16 protein-coding genes are annotated in these 16,517 nt (G+C 34.0%); 11 read left to right on the top strand and 5 right to left on the bottom strand.

The window, feature by feature from the left end:
- Positions 1-15 precede the first annotated feature (15 nt).
- Positions 16-678 carry an ABC transporter ATP-binding protein gene (locus AA089_RS04655; RefSeq protein ID WP_046755761.1) on the top strand — a complete coding sequence of 221 codons (663 nt, stop codon included), beginning with the start codon at positions 16-18 and terminating at the stop codon, positions 676-678.
- Positions 679-789: 111 nt separating this feature from the next.
- Complete coding sequence (locus AA089_RS04650) at positions 790-1,353, top strand: hypothetical protein (RefSeq protein ID WP_046755760.1); 564 nt, start codon at positions 790-792, stop codon at positions 1,351-1,353.
- Positions 1,354-1,366: 13 nt separating this feature from the next.
- Here the strand turns inward: AA089_RS04650 and AA089_RS04645 are convergent, their stop codons facing one another.
- Positions 1,367-2,377 (bottom strand): carboxypeptidase-like regulatory domain-containing protein, encoded by a 1,011-nt coding sequence (locus AA089_RS04645; protein WP_046755759.1) that lies wholly within the window; start codon positions 2,375-2,377, stop codon positions 1,367-1,369.
- Positions 2,378-2,439: 62 nt separating this feature from the next.
- On the opposite strand from AA089_RS04645, the gene AA089_RS04640 reads away from it, so the two are divergent.
- The gene (locus tag AA089_RS04640) at positions 2,440-3,201 is read left to right on the top strand and encodes a TIGR02757 family protein (RefSeq protein ID WP_046755758.1); all 762 of its coding nucleotides are present in this window, start codon (positions 2,440-2,442) and stop codon (positions 3,199-3,201) included.
- Between the two features lie 296 nt (positions 3,202-3,497).
- Here AA089_RS04640 and AA089_RS04635 read toward each other — a convergent pair whose 3' ends face one another.
- Both AA089_RS04635 and AA089_RS04630 read right to left on the bottom strand, forming a co-directional pair.
- Complete coding sequence (locus tag AA089_RS04635) at positions 3,498-3,923, bottom strand: hypothetical protein (protein ID WP_046755757.1); 426 nt, start codon at positions 3,921-3,923, stop codon at positions 3,498-3,500.
- A gap of 127 nt (positions 3,924-4,050) precedes the next feature.
- The gene (locus AA089_RS04630; RefSeq protein WP_046755756.1) at positions 4,051-5,607 is read right to left on the bottom strand and encodes an NAD(P)/FAD-dependent oxidoreductase; all 1,557 of its coding nucleotides are present in this window, start codon (positions 5,605-5,607) and stop codon (positions 4,051-4,053) included.
- A gap of 200 nt (positions 5,608-5,807) precedes the next feature.
- On the opposite strand from AA089_RS04630, the gene AA089_RS04625 reads away from it, so the two are divergent.
- Positions 5,808-6,272 (top strand): hypothetical protein, encoded by a 465-nt coding sequence (locus AA089_RS04625; RefSeq protein ID WP_046755755.1) that lies wholly within the window; start codon positions 5,808-5,810, stop codon positions 6,270-6,272.
- A gap of 131 nt (positions 6,273-6,403) precedes the next feature.
- Here the strand turns inward: AA089_RS04625 and AA089_RS04620 are convergent, their stop codons facing one another.
- A complete protein-coding gene (locus AA089_RS04620) occupies positions 6,404-7,483 on the bottom strand; it encodes an NAD(P)/FAD-dependent oxidoreductase (protein ID WP_046755754.1) in 1,080 nt (359 codons plus the stop codon).
- Positions 7,484-7,697: 214 nt separating this feature from the next.
- Positions 7,698-9,803, bottom strand: a complete 2,106-nt coding sequence (locus AA089_RS04615; protein WP_046755753.1) for a LodA/GoxA family CTQ-dependent oxidase — start codon at positions 9,801-9,803, stop codon at positions 7,698-7,700.
- A 154-nt stretch (positions 9,804-9,957) separates the two neighbouring features.
- Here AA089_RS04615 and AA089_RS04610 point away from each other — a divergent pair, with 154 nt between their 5' ends.
- From AA089_RS04610 to AA089_RS04575, 7 genes are all read left to right on the top strand, one after another.
- A complete protein-coding gene (locus AA089_RS04610; protein WP_046755752.1) occupies positions 9,958-10,521 on the top strand; it encodes an NUDIX domain-containing protein in 564 nt (187 codons plus the stop codon).
- 218 nt (positions 10,522-10,739) lie between these two features.
- A complete protein-coding gene (locus AA089_RS04605; RefSeq protein WP_046755751.1) occupies positions 10,740-11,249 on the top strand; it encodes a hypothetical protein in 510 nt (169 codons plus the stop codon).
- Between the two features lie 896 nt (positions 11,250-12,145).
- Positions 12,146-12,394: a type II toxin-antitoxin system ParD family antitoxin gene (locus AA089_RS04595; protein WP_046755749.1), complete on the top strand. Its 249-nt coding sequence runs from the start codon at positions 12,146-12,148 to the stop codon at positions 12,392-12,394.
- Positions 12,387-12,686: a type II toxin-antitoxin system RelE/ParE family toxin gene (locus AA089_RS04590; RefSeq protein ID WP_046755748.1), complete on the top strand. Its 300-nt coding sequence runs from the start codon at positions 12,387-12,389 to the stop codon at positions 12,684-12,686. Before AA089_RS04595 ends, AA089_RS04590 begins: the two co-directional genes overlap by 8 nt.
- A gap of 320 nt (positions 12,687-13,006) precedes the next feature.
- Positions 13,007-14,932, top strand: a complete 1,926-nt coding sequence (locus AA089_RS04585; RefSeq protein WP_046755847.1) for a vWA domain-containing protein — start codon at positions 13,007-13,009, stop codon at positions 14,930-14,932.
- The gene (locus tag AA089_RS04580) at positions 14,929-16,185 is read left to right on the top strand and encodes a dihydroorotase (RefSeq protein WP_046755747.1); all 1,257 of its coding nucleotides are present in this window, start codon (positions 14,929-14,931) and stop codon (positions 16,183-16,185) included. Before AA089_RS04585 ends, AA089_RS04580 begins: the two co-directional genes overlap by 4 nt.
- Entirely contained in the window at positions 16,182-16,508 is a 327-nt protein-coding gene (locus AA089_RS04575) for a membrane protein (protein ID WP_046755746.1), read from the top strand. Before AA089_RS04580 ends, AA089_RS04575 begins: the two co-directional genes overlap by 4 nt.
- The last annotated feature ends 9 nt before the right edge of the window (positions 16,509-16,517 follow it).

Here is a 16,517-nt window from a genome sequence, read left to right as displayed (position 1 = left end):
TTTTAACAATATTTAATGATTACAGCTAAAAACATACGCAAACAGTACGGAGATTTAGAAGTTCTAAAAGGAATCAATTTAGACATAAAAAAGGGAGAAATTGTTTCTATTGTTGGTGCTTCTGGTGCAGGAAAAACTACGTTACTTCAAATATTAGGAACTTTAGATAAAATGTCTAAAAATAACGATAGTTCACTAATTATCAATAATGTACGTGCAGACAAACTTTCTGAAAAAGAGTTGGCGAAGTTTCGAAACCATCATATTGGATTTATCTTTCAATTCCATCAGTTACTTCCTGAGTTTACTGCCATTGAAAATGTTTGCATTCCAGCTTTCATTAAAAATACTTCAAAATCGGAAGCCGAAAAAAGAGCCAAAGAATTACTCGATTTCTTAGGTTTATCACACAGATACCATCACAAACCCAACGAACTTTCTGGTGGAGAACAACAACGTGTTGCCGTGGCAAGAGCTTTAATGAACAAACCTGCGATTATTTTCGCAGATGAACCAAGTGGAAATTTAGATTCAGAATCCGCTGAAAACTTACACAATTTATTTTTTAAACTTCGTGATGAATTCGGACAAACTTTTGTCATCGTAACTCATAACAAAGAACTTGCAGCAATGGCAGATCGTAAGATTGTAATGCGCGATGGGAATATTGTGAGTTAGGTTTAGGTCTTGGGTATTGGGTTTTGGGTTTTGGGTTTTATGAAATATTTATGATTCGAAAAGACGCAACCATTATATCATTATCACATCTAGTTAAAAAATAAATAAAATATGAAAAGTAAAATTTTTAAGATTTTTGCATTTGTCTTTATTGCTCAAATCCTTTTGTATGCGTGTTGTGATGATGAGTTTAATGTATCAATAACTTCTTTTGAGTTTACTGCAAAAGACAATGTAGACAACGATAGTGCTGTAGTTACAAATCAGGATTTTTACTTGCAATTCAGATCTATCTATCAAGTAGATTTGATTTCTCTAATTTCTAAAAATTCGGGACTCATTAACACGGCAAATGCTACTTCTTGTTATGAAGAATACAACAGAGTCAATCTTGCAGAATCAATTACACTTACAGCGAATGTTCCTTTATTTGGAATTCCCGCAGGAAGTTCTTTAAATGATCATGTTATTGTTCAATTTGCATTCAATACAGGCAATCAAATTACGATGAACGATTTGTTGTTAGAAGTAAATGCAAGTATCAATGATTTTGATGTTTTTTTACGATTTGACACTGCAATACCTGAGATGACAACTGTAAATTTCACCATGACAACCGTATTGGATAATCAGGAAATATTAGAAAACACAACCACAGCAATCACGTTTGAATAATCGAAATAGTGAATTACAAACTATAATCTAGCGGTAAAGCTTTTCCGATGCGTTTCTCGCCAAATACACCTCCAAATGACAATTCTTTTGAAGGCGAAAAGTTTCCAAATTCATTGATATAGAATTCTTTATTCTCAGTAGGAACTGTCATAAATGACTTATGAAAGCGGTCGTACACAATGGTTAACCTCACAGTTTTCATGTTAACTTTTGTGTTTAGACCTTCTTTTGTAATATCAAAATATTTGTACGGTGGCACAATGAATCCTTTGTGAAATACTTGAAAACCATTTTCTTCCAACTTTTTATCTGCCAACGAACGCATAAAGTTCAAAATAGATTGTCCAAATTCCTTTTCTCTGTTTTTTATGTGTCGTTTTCGAGGCTTTTCACGCAATTCGGAATAAAAGCTAGTTCCACCAATATATACACGTTTTGTGCTTCTGTATTCATTACGATAGACACCTAATTCTGCTTCAAATTCGTCCAAATTATACGAAATTGAATAGCCTAAGTATTTATTTCTGATCACAATTGGCTTGGAAGCATATGCGCTTAGTATTTTCGTGCTCGGATTGAATACGACATCAATATCATCTTCATTCAATATCTTACTCTGTGTAGCGCCTTCGCCGATTCCTATAAATTCACGTCTGAAAATTTCCATCTTCTTTTTGCGTGTCCAAGGATCATTTTCAATGTATACAACGCCTAACGTTTCTTTTTTAGGTTTTAAATAAATTTTGACACCGCTGACTAATTTTCGAACATCAAATGTTTGCGAATCATATCCTAAATAACTCACAACCAAGGCAGATTCTGTAGACGCTTTGTAACTTATTAAAAACTTTCCTTCCGTATTGGTAGCTGTTCCGTTCGTAGTTCCATCAAAATATACAGAAACACCGTACAAAGGTTCTTTCGTTTTTTCGTCAAATACAGCTCCTGAAAGTGTTTGAGCTGAACTGATGCCTGAAAAAAGAATCAAAATCAAGACAAAATACCGAGTATTCGTTGTAAACATATTGGCTAAATTATATTCTCATGAAAATAATAATTATTTTTGTGAATAGACTTTAATTTAATATGAATTTAACTGAATTAAAAGTCTTTCTCGATGAAAAGGTTATAGCATACAATCAGCCTAAATTTGTAGAAAGCGATCCGATTCAAATCCCATACCAATTTGAACAAAAAGAAGATATTGAAATTTCCGCTTTTTTGACGGCTACCATTGCGTGGGGAAATCGGAAAATGATCAATAACAATGCAAAAAAGATGATGAATTTGCTAGGAAATTCGCCCTATGATTTTGTCATGCAACACTCCGAAGAAGATTTGGAATCGTTGCAATCTTTTGTGCATAGAACATTTAACGGAACAGATTTTGTGTTTTTTATCAAAGCCTTGCAAAACATTTACAAAAACCACGGTGGATTGGAAGCCGTTTTTGCCAATTCTGAAGCAACTAATTTACAACATACCATTTCCGAGTTTAAAGAAGTCTTTTTTAGCATTCCGCATCCTGAGAGAACGCGAAAACACGTTTCTGACCCAAAAAAAGGAAGTGCCGCCAAACGTATTAATATGTTTCTCCGTTGGATGGTTCGCAATGATACTGCTGGTGTCGATTTTGGCATCTGGAAAAGCATTTCGCCTTCACAATTATCCTGTCCGCTAGATGTACATTCGGGAAATGTTGCCCGAAAGTTAGGTTTACTCAAACGCAAACAAAACGATGGAAAAGCCTTATTAGAATTGGATACTGCTTTGCGAAAACTTGATCCAAACGATCCTGTAAAGTATGATTTTGCTTTATTTGGCTTAGGTGTTTTTGAGAAATTTTAATTGGTAACGTAATTTCGATATAAGTGATCGCAATTCCTTGAAAAATAGCTGGTTTTAATTTCAAACATTATCGTAGATAAACAATGTAGCGTATGGGAACACTAAAAAACGAAAGTTTTGGTTGAATCTCGATAGCTTCGCTAGGTATTTTCAATCAAAATATCGTTAGCTTTCAATAATGCAAAATTTGACATAAATATGTATGTCAAACTCAAGTTTGTTACTTTTTCATATGCATGTTTCTCATAAAAAAACCTCATCGATTGATGAGGCTTAGTATTTTAATTGTATTTCGTTTATTTCACGCGACTAAATACAATAGCATCTTTCGAAAAGTCTGTTGGTCTTCCTGAGCCACCACCAAACGTCATTGCCATTTGCATTTCGTTTTTGGATTTCATTTTAATGATTCCTTTCAAACGTCCTAATTCTTGTTTTTTACTATTGTCATAAATGATGAAGTCAATAGAAACTGGCGATGTATCATTATCTACGACGTATTTCATTGCTGCATCCACACCTTGATGATTGTATGATTTTCCGCCCATTGTTTGCCCGTTGAACTCAAATGTGGCAAATCCTCCATCAGTTAAGGTTAAGAAACCTATATCGCCTTTATCTTTTCCTTTCCATTTTCCTACATGCTGACCACTTGGAGCCGTAAAAGAAAATAAAAGCATGAGCGTAATAAGGGCAAAGGACAGTTTTTTCAAAATTTTCATATCGAAATGTTTAATGTTTTTAAGATCAACAAGATAAATTATTATTTTAAAAAAGACTAATATTTTTTTTGAGTCTTCAATCTTGCTAAAGTTGTTAAATTGTTTTTATAAGTACTTGGTATTCAAATTACATGCCAATTATTGCAGCTTCCGCGCAACGTTCGCCGTCCATGGCTGCTGAGACAATTCCGCCAGCATAACCGCCACCTTCTCCGCAAGGAAATAAACCTGCTACTTCTGGATGTTCTAAGTTTTCTTTTCGTGGAATGTTTACAGGCGAAGACGTTCGCGACTCTACACCTACTATATTTGCCTGATCGGTGTAATATCCGTTCATCTTTTGTCCGAAAGCGGCAAATCCTTTGCGTAAACGTCCGCCTATACTTTTTGGCAATAGCGAATGTAAAGGCGCCGATTGTAATCCTGGTTGATACGATGTCGGATTTAAATCTGTTGATAATTTTCCTTCCACAAAATCCGTCAAACGCTGTGCGGGCGCAACCTGACTTCTTCCGCCTGCGGTAAATGCCAAACGTTCCAAATCTTTTTGAAATTCTAAGCCTTTGAGAACACCGTATTGTTCGTATTTGTATAAATCTTTGTCTGCGTTGATTTCGACGACAATTCCCGAATTGGCAAATTTGTTATTTCTACGTGATGGCGACATTCCGTTGACAACGACTTCTCCGTTTGCGGTTGCGGCAGGAACAATAAATCCGCCAGGACACATACAAAACGAATATACACCTCTATCGCGCACTTGATGCACCAAACTGTAGGCTGCGGCTGGTAATAATTCGCTGCGTTCGCCTGTACAATGGTATTGAATATTGTCTATAATTTCTTGTGGATGTTCTACACGAACGCCCATAGCAAACGATTTTGCTTTGAGAGCCACTTCTTTTTTATGCAATAGTTCATATATATCTCTTGCCGAATGTCCAGTTGCCAAAATGACACGATTTGCAATCATTTCGCGACCATCTTGCAAATGAATCGCTTGTATTTTGTTTTCTTTGATGATGAAATCGATCACTCGTGTTTCAAAATGGATTTCTCCACCGAATTTTAGAATTGTTTCGCGAATGTTTTTAACCACATTTGGTAGTTTATTGGTTCCAATATGTGGATGTGCATCGACTAATATTTGATCTGTAGCACCGTGATAAACTAAGTTTTCAAAGATTCTACGCACATCGCCACGTTTTAAGCTTCGCGTGTAGAGTTTTCCATCTGAATATGTTCCTGCGCCACCTTCGCCAAAGCAATAGTTAGAATCTTCATTGACAATATGATCTTGATTGATTGCTTTCAAGTCACGACGACGTTCTTGTACATTTTTTCCGCGTTCGAGTACAATTGGTTTAAAACCTAATTCTATACAGCGTAATGCGGCGTACATTCCGGCTGGACCGAAACCTACGATATGAATTTCTTTCGCATTGGAAACATCTTTGTAATCAAATTGATAGTCACTTTTCTCTGGAAGATCTTCGTTGATATGTACTGCCACTTTATAATTGAAGATAATTAACGGTTTTCGGGCATCAATCGACTTTCGTAATACTTTGATTCCGTTGACTTCATCTTTGCTTACTTGCAACTTTTTGAGAGCTTTTTGCAATATAATATCGTCTTGCTTTTCCTCTTCTAAAGTAACGCGTAATTGAATTTCTTTAATCATGCTGCGAAGTTATTCAAATTTATTGGAAGTTTTTGGTTTATGTGTTTATGTGTTTATGTGTTTATGTGTTTATGTGTTTATGTGTTTATGTGTTTATGTGTTTATGTGTTTATGTGTTTATGTGAAATTAATTTATTTGATTACGGAAAACCGTATAAAATTAAATTTCCTATGATTTATATTACAAAAAAATCAAATAGATGAATAGAACTATAATAGCAGTATACGGAAGACAAGGAAAAGGAAAATCTGATACTATAAAAAAGGCGGCCCTATTATTAATAGAACAAAACCCCGATGCGAATACCACTATTAAATATGATTTTAAATACGATATTCTTTTGACTATTCAAATAGGAAGTATTAAAATTGGTTTTGAGAGTCAGGGCGATCCTAAAAGTAGAATGATTACTGAAGACACATTAAGACAATTAGCTGATGATAAATTAAATCCAGAAATAGGAAATTGTGATATTATTGTTTGTGCATCTAGAACCAGAGGAGAAACGGTTTGGAAAGTCGATCAAATTGCTGATGAATATGACTTTCATACTTTATGGATTAGTAGTTTTGAAAGTCCTAAACTCAACCATGAAGTTCTTAATACTATTGCCGCTCATAATATTATCAATGTTTTAAATTCTATTATTAAAAGACAATTGTGATTAATTGAAGAATATTTTCAAAATCATTCATATGTACAAAACATTGAGTTTAAATTAGAGAGGAAGTTGTGTTTATGATTCTACATTTATATAAATTATAGATATTTCTAGATAATTTTAATTAGAGTTAGTTAAACAAAAAACCGTTGCCAAAACGATTCCTGTTTCCAACGTACTTCTTGTTGATACAACTTATTTTTAGATTGTACATATTGTTGAAAGATCGTTTTCAGTGTTTTATCATATTCAGGAAAAGCTGTTGTGTCAGCTTCTGAAAGTTTTTTTTCAATCGCTTTTGAAGCTACTTTTGCTGTGAATATTGCATTTGTGATTCCATGTGAAGATAACGGATCAAACGACATTGCCGCATCTCCAAGCGTTAACCAATTGCTTCCTGCTACTTGTGAAGCTACAGAAGAGTTTGCATTTCCGCCTTTGAATTTTACTTGATTGGTTTCGTGTAAAAAATCTTTTAAATACATTGTTTCCGACAAAATAGATTTCCATTGGGAAACGTCTTTGAGTTTGGGTAAAATTTCATGCCCTTTGTGTGTGTAAATAGTACAGATATTTTCTGTTTCGCTTATAGCGGAAATAATTCCCCAACCTTCTTTAAAACTTTCCACGTAGACTTCATGTGTGAGTTTCGGATGTTTTATTTTTGGAATGTGACAACTCAAAGCGACCAATTCATCATACGTTTTAGATTGAATACTTAGTTTTTGCAACACTGCTCTGTTTCTTCCTGTGGCATTTACTAAAATTTTTCCTTGTACGATTTTCACACCTTCATTTTTTGACAAGACAACCGTATTTCCATGTGCTTCGTTGATAATTTCAAAACCTTTATCATAGGAAATCATGTTATCTTTTATTTCAGAACGAAGTGCTTCTAAGGTTTGAAACTTATTAATTTTCAAGCCATTTTTGTACGGATTGTGATGAAAAAAGTTCGTATCCATCACACGTTCACTTCCCCACATCGAATGATATCCATAGATTTTTCGATATGAATTTTGTTCAAATACGGAAAGTAGTTTCAATTCGTTTAGCAACGGCATTGCTGACGGCGGTAAGGTTTCACCCAAAGCAAAAGCTGGCTTCTCTCCTTTTCTATGTAAGAGTACAAACGGAATTTCTTTACGTTGTAACAACACTGCAAGCGTGACGCCTGCAATGCCGTTACCTATAATGATTACTTCTTTTTTCATGTATAATTTAAATGATATCGAGCGCAGTCGAGATACATCACTAATTATTTTTAAACATTTCTTAATACTTCATAAAAAGGCACTATTTCTCAAAATATTTTTTTTAATTATAAGATGCTGAATCAAGTTCAGCATGACGAAAAATCGTTCTTCATCATCTTACAGAACTATACTATAAATATTCCAAGAGCGCAGCGATACTGACTATCTACTACTAATTATCATTCGCATCATATGCAACGTATACAATTTCAGGAATTCCATCAATATCAACATCGAGTCTTCTTCCTGTCACAACTCCGATATCTTTCCATTGATATACCATATTGATCAGTCCGTTGAGATAGCCGCCTTCTGCGTGATAGCCAATAAATCCTGTACTTGCAGTGTGTAACCATTCCAATCGATTGGCATAGATATTTCGTTTGGTAGCATCTGTAATTGTCGGATCAAGCAATTTTTCATAACTATCTTTTGGCAATACATGTACTGGTAAATTAGCTGCCCACCACGACGGAACTGGATACTGTTTTTCCACATATACAGCCTGACAACTTCCTGCATCCGATTGCCAAGGAATTCCCATCCATTTCGTTAAATCACCTGGCGTAACTTTCCAAAACCAGCTATATTCACTGTTTTCTTCCATCGAAATACGAATGTCATCTGATGTCATCATAAATCCAAAATCATTGTAAAATATACGTTCTTGCTCTTCTTTTGAAGCTAGATTCAATCGTACTTCACGCAAACCATATGCACCAATTTGCATACTTTCTTGATCTACAAGGAGACGATAGGTTTCTTTATTTTCAGCATATAAATTATTGTGTCGCATTGGCCAAGTTAATTCAACACCTGGATGAAATCCGCCACCGTATAAGGTTTCTAGCACAGCTCTTGTCATTAATAATGGCTTGCGTTTTTCATCTTTTGAAGCTACTAAGAATTGCTCACGATAAAATTCGCCCATTTCATCCATATTTTTAAAGTTGAAACTGTCTGGAGAATAGAAATTTCCATCACGCCATTGACGCAATTGTCCGTAAATCATTGGTGGAATGGCGAACCATTGTGCTGGACTTCCTGGATAATCAATCGCATCGCCAGGATAATATGGAAGCTTCAATTCGTCTGTTCCGCTTCCGCGATTTGTCAAATCAGTTGTATTTTTACTTGGAATGATTGGTTCGTTAGACTTGTTATACGCTGGATTTCGGAACATATTAAAAATCTTCTCACGCACAGCGTCTGCTTCCGCTTTTGGTTCTTTCTTGTATATATATTTGAATTGATCTGAAGCAATCAATTCATCAATTGTTTCTTTGAATGATGGTGCTAAGAAATCGCCCAAGTTAACCCATTGCATTCTGTACAAACGATATAACATTGGAAAAACCGTTGCCAATTCGGGTGTGTGTTTTTCATTGGCTGCTCCCGTTATTAAATCGAACATTGTAGACAATGGCTGAATTTGCGGAGCATAATCTGGTGGCGCCGAAGCAACCCAAGCTGCAGAATTTGCATCATCTAGTTTGTATTCTTCTCCAGAATCTTTTTTGCGAATGCTTGCCGTAATGCGTCCATCACAAATATCATCGTACCAATTGGAATTATCGGCAAAATCTGTGTTTAAGTCAGAAGGATTTAAGGATGCAGAAACTCCATCAGCTCCGTAAAATATCAGGGTTCCATCATCGTCGTATTCTACCGTTCCTAGATTGACTTCTTTGGAATCAATATTCATACGTTTTGCCAACATGCTAAATTCACTTTTAGACATTCTTGACGACGGAAATTGTCCTTTTATTTCTTTGCGTTTTACATTTCCATCTACACTTACAATGCTTGGATGATTCACCAAATCTTTACGATAATCATAACCATCATTTACACGTAATTCTTGATTTAATACATTCGGATTTCTGTATTGTGCGCCAATACCTGGTGCTAATTTGTCTTTTACAAAATTTGGCGATAAGTTTTGATTGTCTGCAATTACAGATAAATCTAAACTATTATTAAAATCGTACCAAAAAGGCTTTTTATTCGCAACTTCTACAGACCATTCTATATCAAAATCATCTGTATTTATTTGTTTCGTTGGATTGCCTTTATCGTCACATTCATAGATGTAAAAACGTTGTGCTTGTTTCTTTAAACGTCCATCTTTTGTTAGATAGTTTTGGTCGGTTTCATATAGATTTTCCCAAGGAATTTCAGGACTAAATATGACTTGATCTTTTGTTGCAGGACCATTTCCAAGTCGCGCAATTCCGATAGAAGGATAAATTCTAAATTTTGGAGTTGTAGTTGCCATTGTTTTGTTGATTTTTTTGGTTGTCTAAAGATAAAATTCGACACAACCGTATACTAGCGTGTTTTTACGTGATTTTATGAACTAGGTAATTGTTTTTTCTTTCAGAATGATTGTAGTATTTTTAGTAAAATGTTTTGAATTAAACCAGCACAATATGAAATATAGCATTATAGCAGAAGAGTTTGTTTTTGATGATTTTTTTAAGATTAAGAAAGCAAAAATACGTCACGAAACCTTTCACGGTAATGAAATTGTAGTCGAGCGTATGTCGTTTGAACGGAATAATTCTGTAGCGATTTTGGTATATGAGCAAGACACTGATTCTTTTTTGTTTACCAATCAATTTCGCTATCCTACATTGGAAGATACTGATGGTTGGCTGCTTGAAATTCCTGCGGGTTCAATGAAACCTGTGGACGATCCTGAGTTTCGCATGCGAGAAGAAGTCAAAGAAGAAATTGGATATGAACTAGATTCTTTAGAATTGATTTGTGAATCGTTTGTTTCGCCTGGCGGTTGTTCGGAAAAGACCTATTTGTATTATGCGGAAGTGACTTCTGCGGACAAAACTACCGAAGGTGGCGGTTTGGAAACGGAACAGGAAGACATTCAGTTGGTCAAATTGTCAAAAGAAGATGTTATTCAAAAATATCACAACAAAGAATTTAAAGATGCAAAAACGATTATGGCGATTCAGTGGTATTTGTTGAATTATTGAAAGATTGAAGGATTCAAAAATTCAAAAATTGTGGATTTGGTTCTTGTAGATTATGGGAAACCGAATTGTATATGTAATCTTTGGTTTACTTTCATGAAAATTAAGAGGAAAACTATATATAGAGAGTTCCTGTTATTTTACCAAATTTAGTTTGATAACTAGAATTCGTGTTGTACATGTGTTGACAACATTTGAAGGAAATTGTAAATGAATAAAGAATGAGTTTTATAATTGATGTAAATGAAGAACAAGTCCAACCTGAAGAAAGATTCTTGATAATCGATTCTTTATATTCATTCGAATTTCCAAAATCGATAGATGAATTAAATAGAAATCGTTATCCCAACAATGATGAGGAATTTGAATTAATTAAACAAGAATTTGAAGCTTTCATAAGAGAAAGTAAAAACCCTAATTTATACTCAGTTGGAATGTATAAATCATATGCGGATTTAAATTTACCCAAAACTTATGGAATTGTATTTGATTTAAATAATAAAGAAAGATTTTGGAAACAAAAGATAATTGTTAAGTATGCTTATAATTATCGAGACATTTTTCATGCAAATTTATGGCAAGGACATTCATCCCATTTAATAATTGAAGTGATTGGAAAACCACCTATTTTATTTGATGAACTACCAGTTGACAATAACCGCGAAGATAACAAAAGAACAACCATTGGAATATGTAGTCAATATGACTGGGAATTTATAAGAAAAAAATAACGTTGTACATACGATGTCATAGCCAAAAAATAGAGAGATTTAAAACTAAAATCGTAAGCTAGAAAGTTGACTATTTCATCATTTCAAATTGACCTTTGAAGCTAACATCAACTTAAATATGATGAATTTTATATAAAAATATTTTTCATGACTACTTCATAATCACTTAATTTAAAAACCAATCAACTAAGTCGAAAGGATTGAAGAATAAAATTGCTAAGAAGACTACAATAGCTATTCTTTTAATAAGAGTTTCAACTGTAAAATTTCTAGTAATGGCATCATAGGTTAAAACTAACGGAATGATTATGATTGATACTATTCCGAAAAACCAAATCAATATATGGTGCATGTTAAAATCAAAATCTTTTGGATCTGAATCTGTAAAAGTTGAATTTTCACCTAATTGATAAGAAACTCTCAAACAGAATAGTGCAAATAATACTATGGTTATTAATGGAATAATACTTATCCAATTTATGTGTTTTTTATTGATCATTACATAATAATATTTAATATTGAGTTAGCTATAACGAGAATTTTAGAGAAATATTCCAAGTAAGTCTGTGTGTTATTTGTTTAAAATCACTGCTTACAAACTCATAAACTTACAATCCAAAACTAACCCTATTTACATAATTACTGAAAGATTGAAGGATTCAAGGATTGAAAAATTGTGGATTTGTTTTTTGAGATTATGGGAAACCGAATTACTTTATGTGATTTTTGGTTTACTTTTATTAAAATTAAGAGAAAAATTATATATAGAGAGTACCTGATTTAACCAATTTTATCTTGATAAGATTAACTCTAGTTATATATTCAAGCCAATTTGAAAAATTTAACCGAATTTGGTGTTTTTACCAATTTTTGGTAAATTTGACTAAAATACAGAAATGAAAAATACATCTATATCACTCGGAAATTATTTTGATAAATTTGTACAAAGTCAAGTATCTGCTGGTCGATACAAGAATGTTAGCGAGGTTATTAGAGCTGGACTGAGGATGTTGGAAAATGAAGAAAGTAAAGCAATCGCTTTGAGGAATGCAATACAAGAAGGACTTAATAGTCCTTTAGTAGAAGATTTTGACTTTGATGAAAATCTTAAAAAACTAAAAACAGAAAAAAGGAAGAATGGCTAAAGTTATACTTCGACAAAAAGCCATTAATGACTTAAATGACATTTGGGATTATACTTTCGAAAAATGGTCTGAAAAGCAAGCTGATAAATACTATGCAACAGTTAAAATGACTTGTAACGGAATCGGCGCAAACCCTGATATTGGAAAAGAATATGACGGAATAAGCCGAAACCTACTAGGAATCAAATCTGGAAAACATATAATATTTTATAAAAAGGTATCAAACGATAGCATCGAAATCATCAGAATTTTACACGAGAGTATGGATTTGAAAAATAGAATAACTGAATAAAAAATTTACATCTTACGCAATTTATAATTCATCGCTAGCTAACATAAATTTACAACTTGTACTTATCCTCAAATTAAAAAAATTCTTGCTCTAAATTTATTTTTAAAACTGTTACTGCACGAGTTCAAAACTTGCGCAGCAATCATTGTTTGTAGATTGGAATATATTTCCCACGATTACAGAAGTGAAAACGAAACCTAGATTCCATATCAAGAGTGAAATGATAAAATCCAACAATCCAAAATTAACACTTCTTTATAAACACCAAATTACCATAAAATAAAATTAATCGTTTATATTTGACAAACGATTATTTAGGAATGCAATTCAAATACCCAGAAGTACTTTACGCGCTAGCTTTACTCCTCATTCCTATTCTGGTTCACTTATTTCAACTGCGCCGATTTGAGAAAACTGCATTTACGAATGTAAAATTTCTGAAAAACGTTATTCTTCAAACCCGTAAGAGTTCACAATTAAAAAAATGGTTGATTCTCTCTACACGATTGTTAGCACTCGCCGCTTTAATAATTGCCTTTGCACAACCCTATTTCGCAAATCGTGATATTGTAAAAACTGAAAATGAAACGGTTATCTATTTAGACAATTCATTCAGCATGCAAACCAAAGGCGAAAAAGGCGCTTTGTTGAAACGTGCTGTGCAAGAATTACTCAATACTGTTCCCGAAGATGAAGAAATAAGCATTTTTACAAACACGGAAACGTATAAAAATACAACCATCAAAAGCATTCGGAATGAATTGTTACGATTGGACTATTCCAACCAACAAGAAGCCATTCCTGCGGTAATTTTAAAAGGTCGTAAGTTGTTTTCCAAACAGCAAAATTCGGTTAAAAACTTAATTCTGATCTCCGATTTTCAACAACAAGAACAATTGGCAATTCAAAACGATAGTACCTTTACCACAAATTATATTCAGCTAAAACCTGCCAATGCGAACAATATCACGTTAGACAGTTTATACATTGCTGAACAAGATGCAAGTGCAATTACGATTGCTGTTACGTTGAAAAACTCAGGAATTTCTGTGCAAGATGTACCCGTTTCTTTATATGATGGCGAAAGTCTCATTGCGAAATCGTCCGTAGACATTGAAACGCAAAACGCTTCGGAAGTCACTTTTTCAATTCCTTCCAATAAAGTGATTCAAGGAAGTATAAAAATTGATGACAATTCGTTGCAATTTGACAATGAACTGTTTTTCAACATCAACGCGCCCGAAAAGATTAATGTGCTGGCTGTCAACGAAACAGATGATGCATTTTTGAAAAAATTATATACAGATGATGAATTCAACCTGATTTCAACACCTGTAAATCAATTGAATTACAACGCAATCGCTACACAGCAATTGATCATTCTAAATGAATTAAAAACCATTCCAAATCCACTGTTGACTGCATTGAGAAGTTTCAAACAAAACGGCGGTTCACTTGTGATTATTCCCGCGAAGGAAAGTAATTTACAAAGTTACAATCAATTACTGCAAGCCAATAATTTTGGTCGTTTTTCGGAAGTTCCAAATGTGACTGAAAAGAAAATTACAAAGATCAATTTTTCTCATCCGTTATTTACAAATGTATTTGAAAAGAAAGTGAGTAATTTTCAATATCCAAAAGTGAATTCGTACTTTGCAACCAATGGAAGTGCGGCAATTTTACAACTTGAAAATAATCTTCCTTTTCTACTCTCAACGAATGAAACGTATGTGTTTACAGCGCCAATAAACAGTGAAAATTCCAACTTTAAAAATTCGCCAATTATCGTTCCTATTCTCTACAATATTGGAAAAAATAGTTTACGATTAACGAATGTATATTACACACTTGGCAAAGAAAATACCTTTGATGTTCAGACTTCATTATCGCAAGATGCAGTGTTAACGGTTAGCAAAAATTCGGAAGAATTCATTCCACTACAACAAACGGCGAACAATAAAGTTCGGTTAACGACAGGCGAATTTCCAACACGTGCTGGAACGTATGACATTAAGAATCAAAATGCAGTTTTACAGCAAGTTAGCTATAATTTTGATCGAAAAGAAAGTATATTACAGTATCACAACATTGCAAATTTATATCCAGAAAATACACATACAACAGTTTCGCAATTCTTTGAAGATTTAAAAAATGAACAATCTGTAGCTTCGCTTTGGAAATGGTTTGTTATTTTTGCCTTACTATTTTTATGTATTGAAATTTTGATTCTAAAATTCGTCAAATGAACCTCATCATAAAATCCGCAACTATTCTAGATGCCCAAAGTACGTTTCATGGGGCAACAAACGATATTTTAATAGAAAACGGATTCATTACACAAATTGCTTCCAACATTGAAAATCCAAATAATTACGATGTTATTTCATACGAAAACTTGCACGTTTCGCAAGGTTGGTTTGATAGTAGCGTGAGTTTGGGTGAACCAGGTTTTGAAGAACGTGAAACGATTGAAAACGGTTTAAAAACTGCCGCGAAGAGTGGTTTTACAGCTATTGCCGTGAATCCGAATGCAAATCCGATTGCAGATACTAAAGCGGATATTTCTTTTCTGAAAAATAATGCACTTGGGAATGCAGTTGACCTCTTCCCTATTGGCGCGTTGACTTCAAAAAGTGAGAGTGTCGATTTGGCGGAATTGTTTGATATGAAAAATGCTGGCGCGATTGCCTTTGGCGACTATCAGAAAGCAATTGCAAATCCGAACTTGTTAAAAATTGCCTTGTTGTACGCTTCAAATTTTGACGGTTTAGTCTTATCATTTCCACAAGAAGATAAAATTGCAGGCAAAGGAATTGTCAACGAAGGACATAATAGCACGCGTTTAGGTTTGAAAGGAATTCCAAGTCTGGCAGAAGAATTACACGTTGTAAGAGATTTATTTCTGTTAGAATATACAGAAGGAAAATTACACATTCCAACCATTTCTACGGCAACATCTGTAGCGTTAATTCGCGAAGCAAAAGCAAAAGGTTTGAACGTGAGTTGCTCCGTTGCCATACATAATTTAGTGCTGTCTGATGACGAATTGGAAGCGTTTGACACCAATTACAAAGTGTTACCGCCATTACGAACACACACGGATTGTGAAGCGTTGTTAGCAGGTTTGAAAGATGGCACGATTGACATGGTGACCAGCGATCACAATCCGATTGATGTAGAACACAAAAAAGTGGAATTTGACAATGCAATGCACGGAACGATTGGTTTGGAAAGTGCTTTTGGCGCATTGCAAACGGTTTTAGATACTGAAAAAGTAATTGAACTTTTAACGTCAGGAAAGGAACGTTTTGGAATTAAAACTTCTCAAATTGAAGAAGGACAAGAAGCAAACTTGACACTTTTCAATCCTGACGGAACGTATACATTTACAGAACAACACATGTACAGTACGTCAAAAAACAGTGCCTTTTTAGGAAAAGAACTCAAAGGAACTGTGTACGGAATTGTGCACAATCAACAAAAAATAGATTCACTATGAATCCACAAACTATAGAAGAAGGAAGACAAGCCGCTATTATTGCGTACATTACGCTTATCGGCTCGTTTGCAGCAATTTATATGAATGCGGAAAAGAAAAATCCGTATACCAGTTTTCATTTGCGACAAGCTATTGGACTGAACATTTTATTTTTTGCGATTGCTTTTATTGTCAGCTATTTTGATAGTTGGATGATTTCTTCTGCATTTTATGTATTCTTTGCCGTATTGTGGTTTTTTGGATTGTCCAATGCCTTTCAATGCGAACATGAACCAATTCCATTGGTTGGAGACTATTTCCAAAAATGGTTTAAATCTTTATAATTTTATCCT

The sequence above is a fragment of the Kordia jejudonensis genome (assembly GCF_001005315.1).
GTDB classification, from domain to species: domain Bacteria; phylum Bacteroidota; class Bacteroidia; order Flavobacteriales; family Flavobacteriaceae; genus Kordia; species Kordia jejudonensis.
The sequence above is the reverse complement of the archived record's forward strand: the minus strand, read 5'-3'. Positions and strand labels throughout refer to the sequence as shown.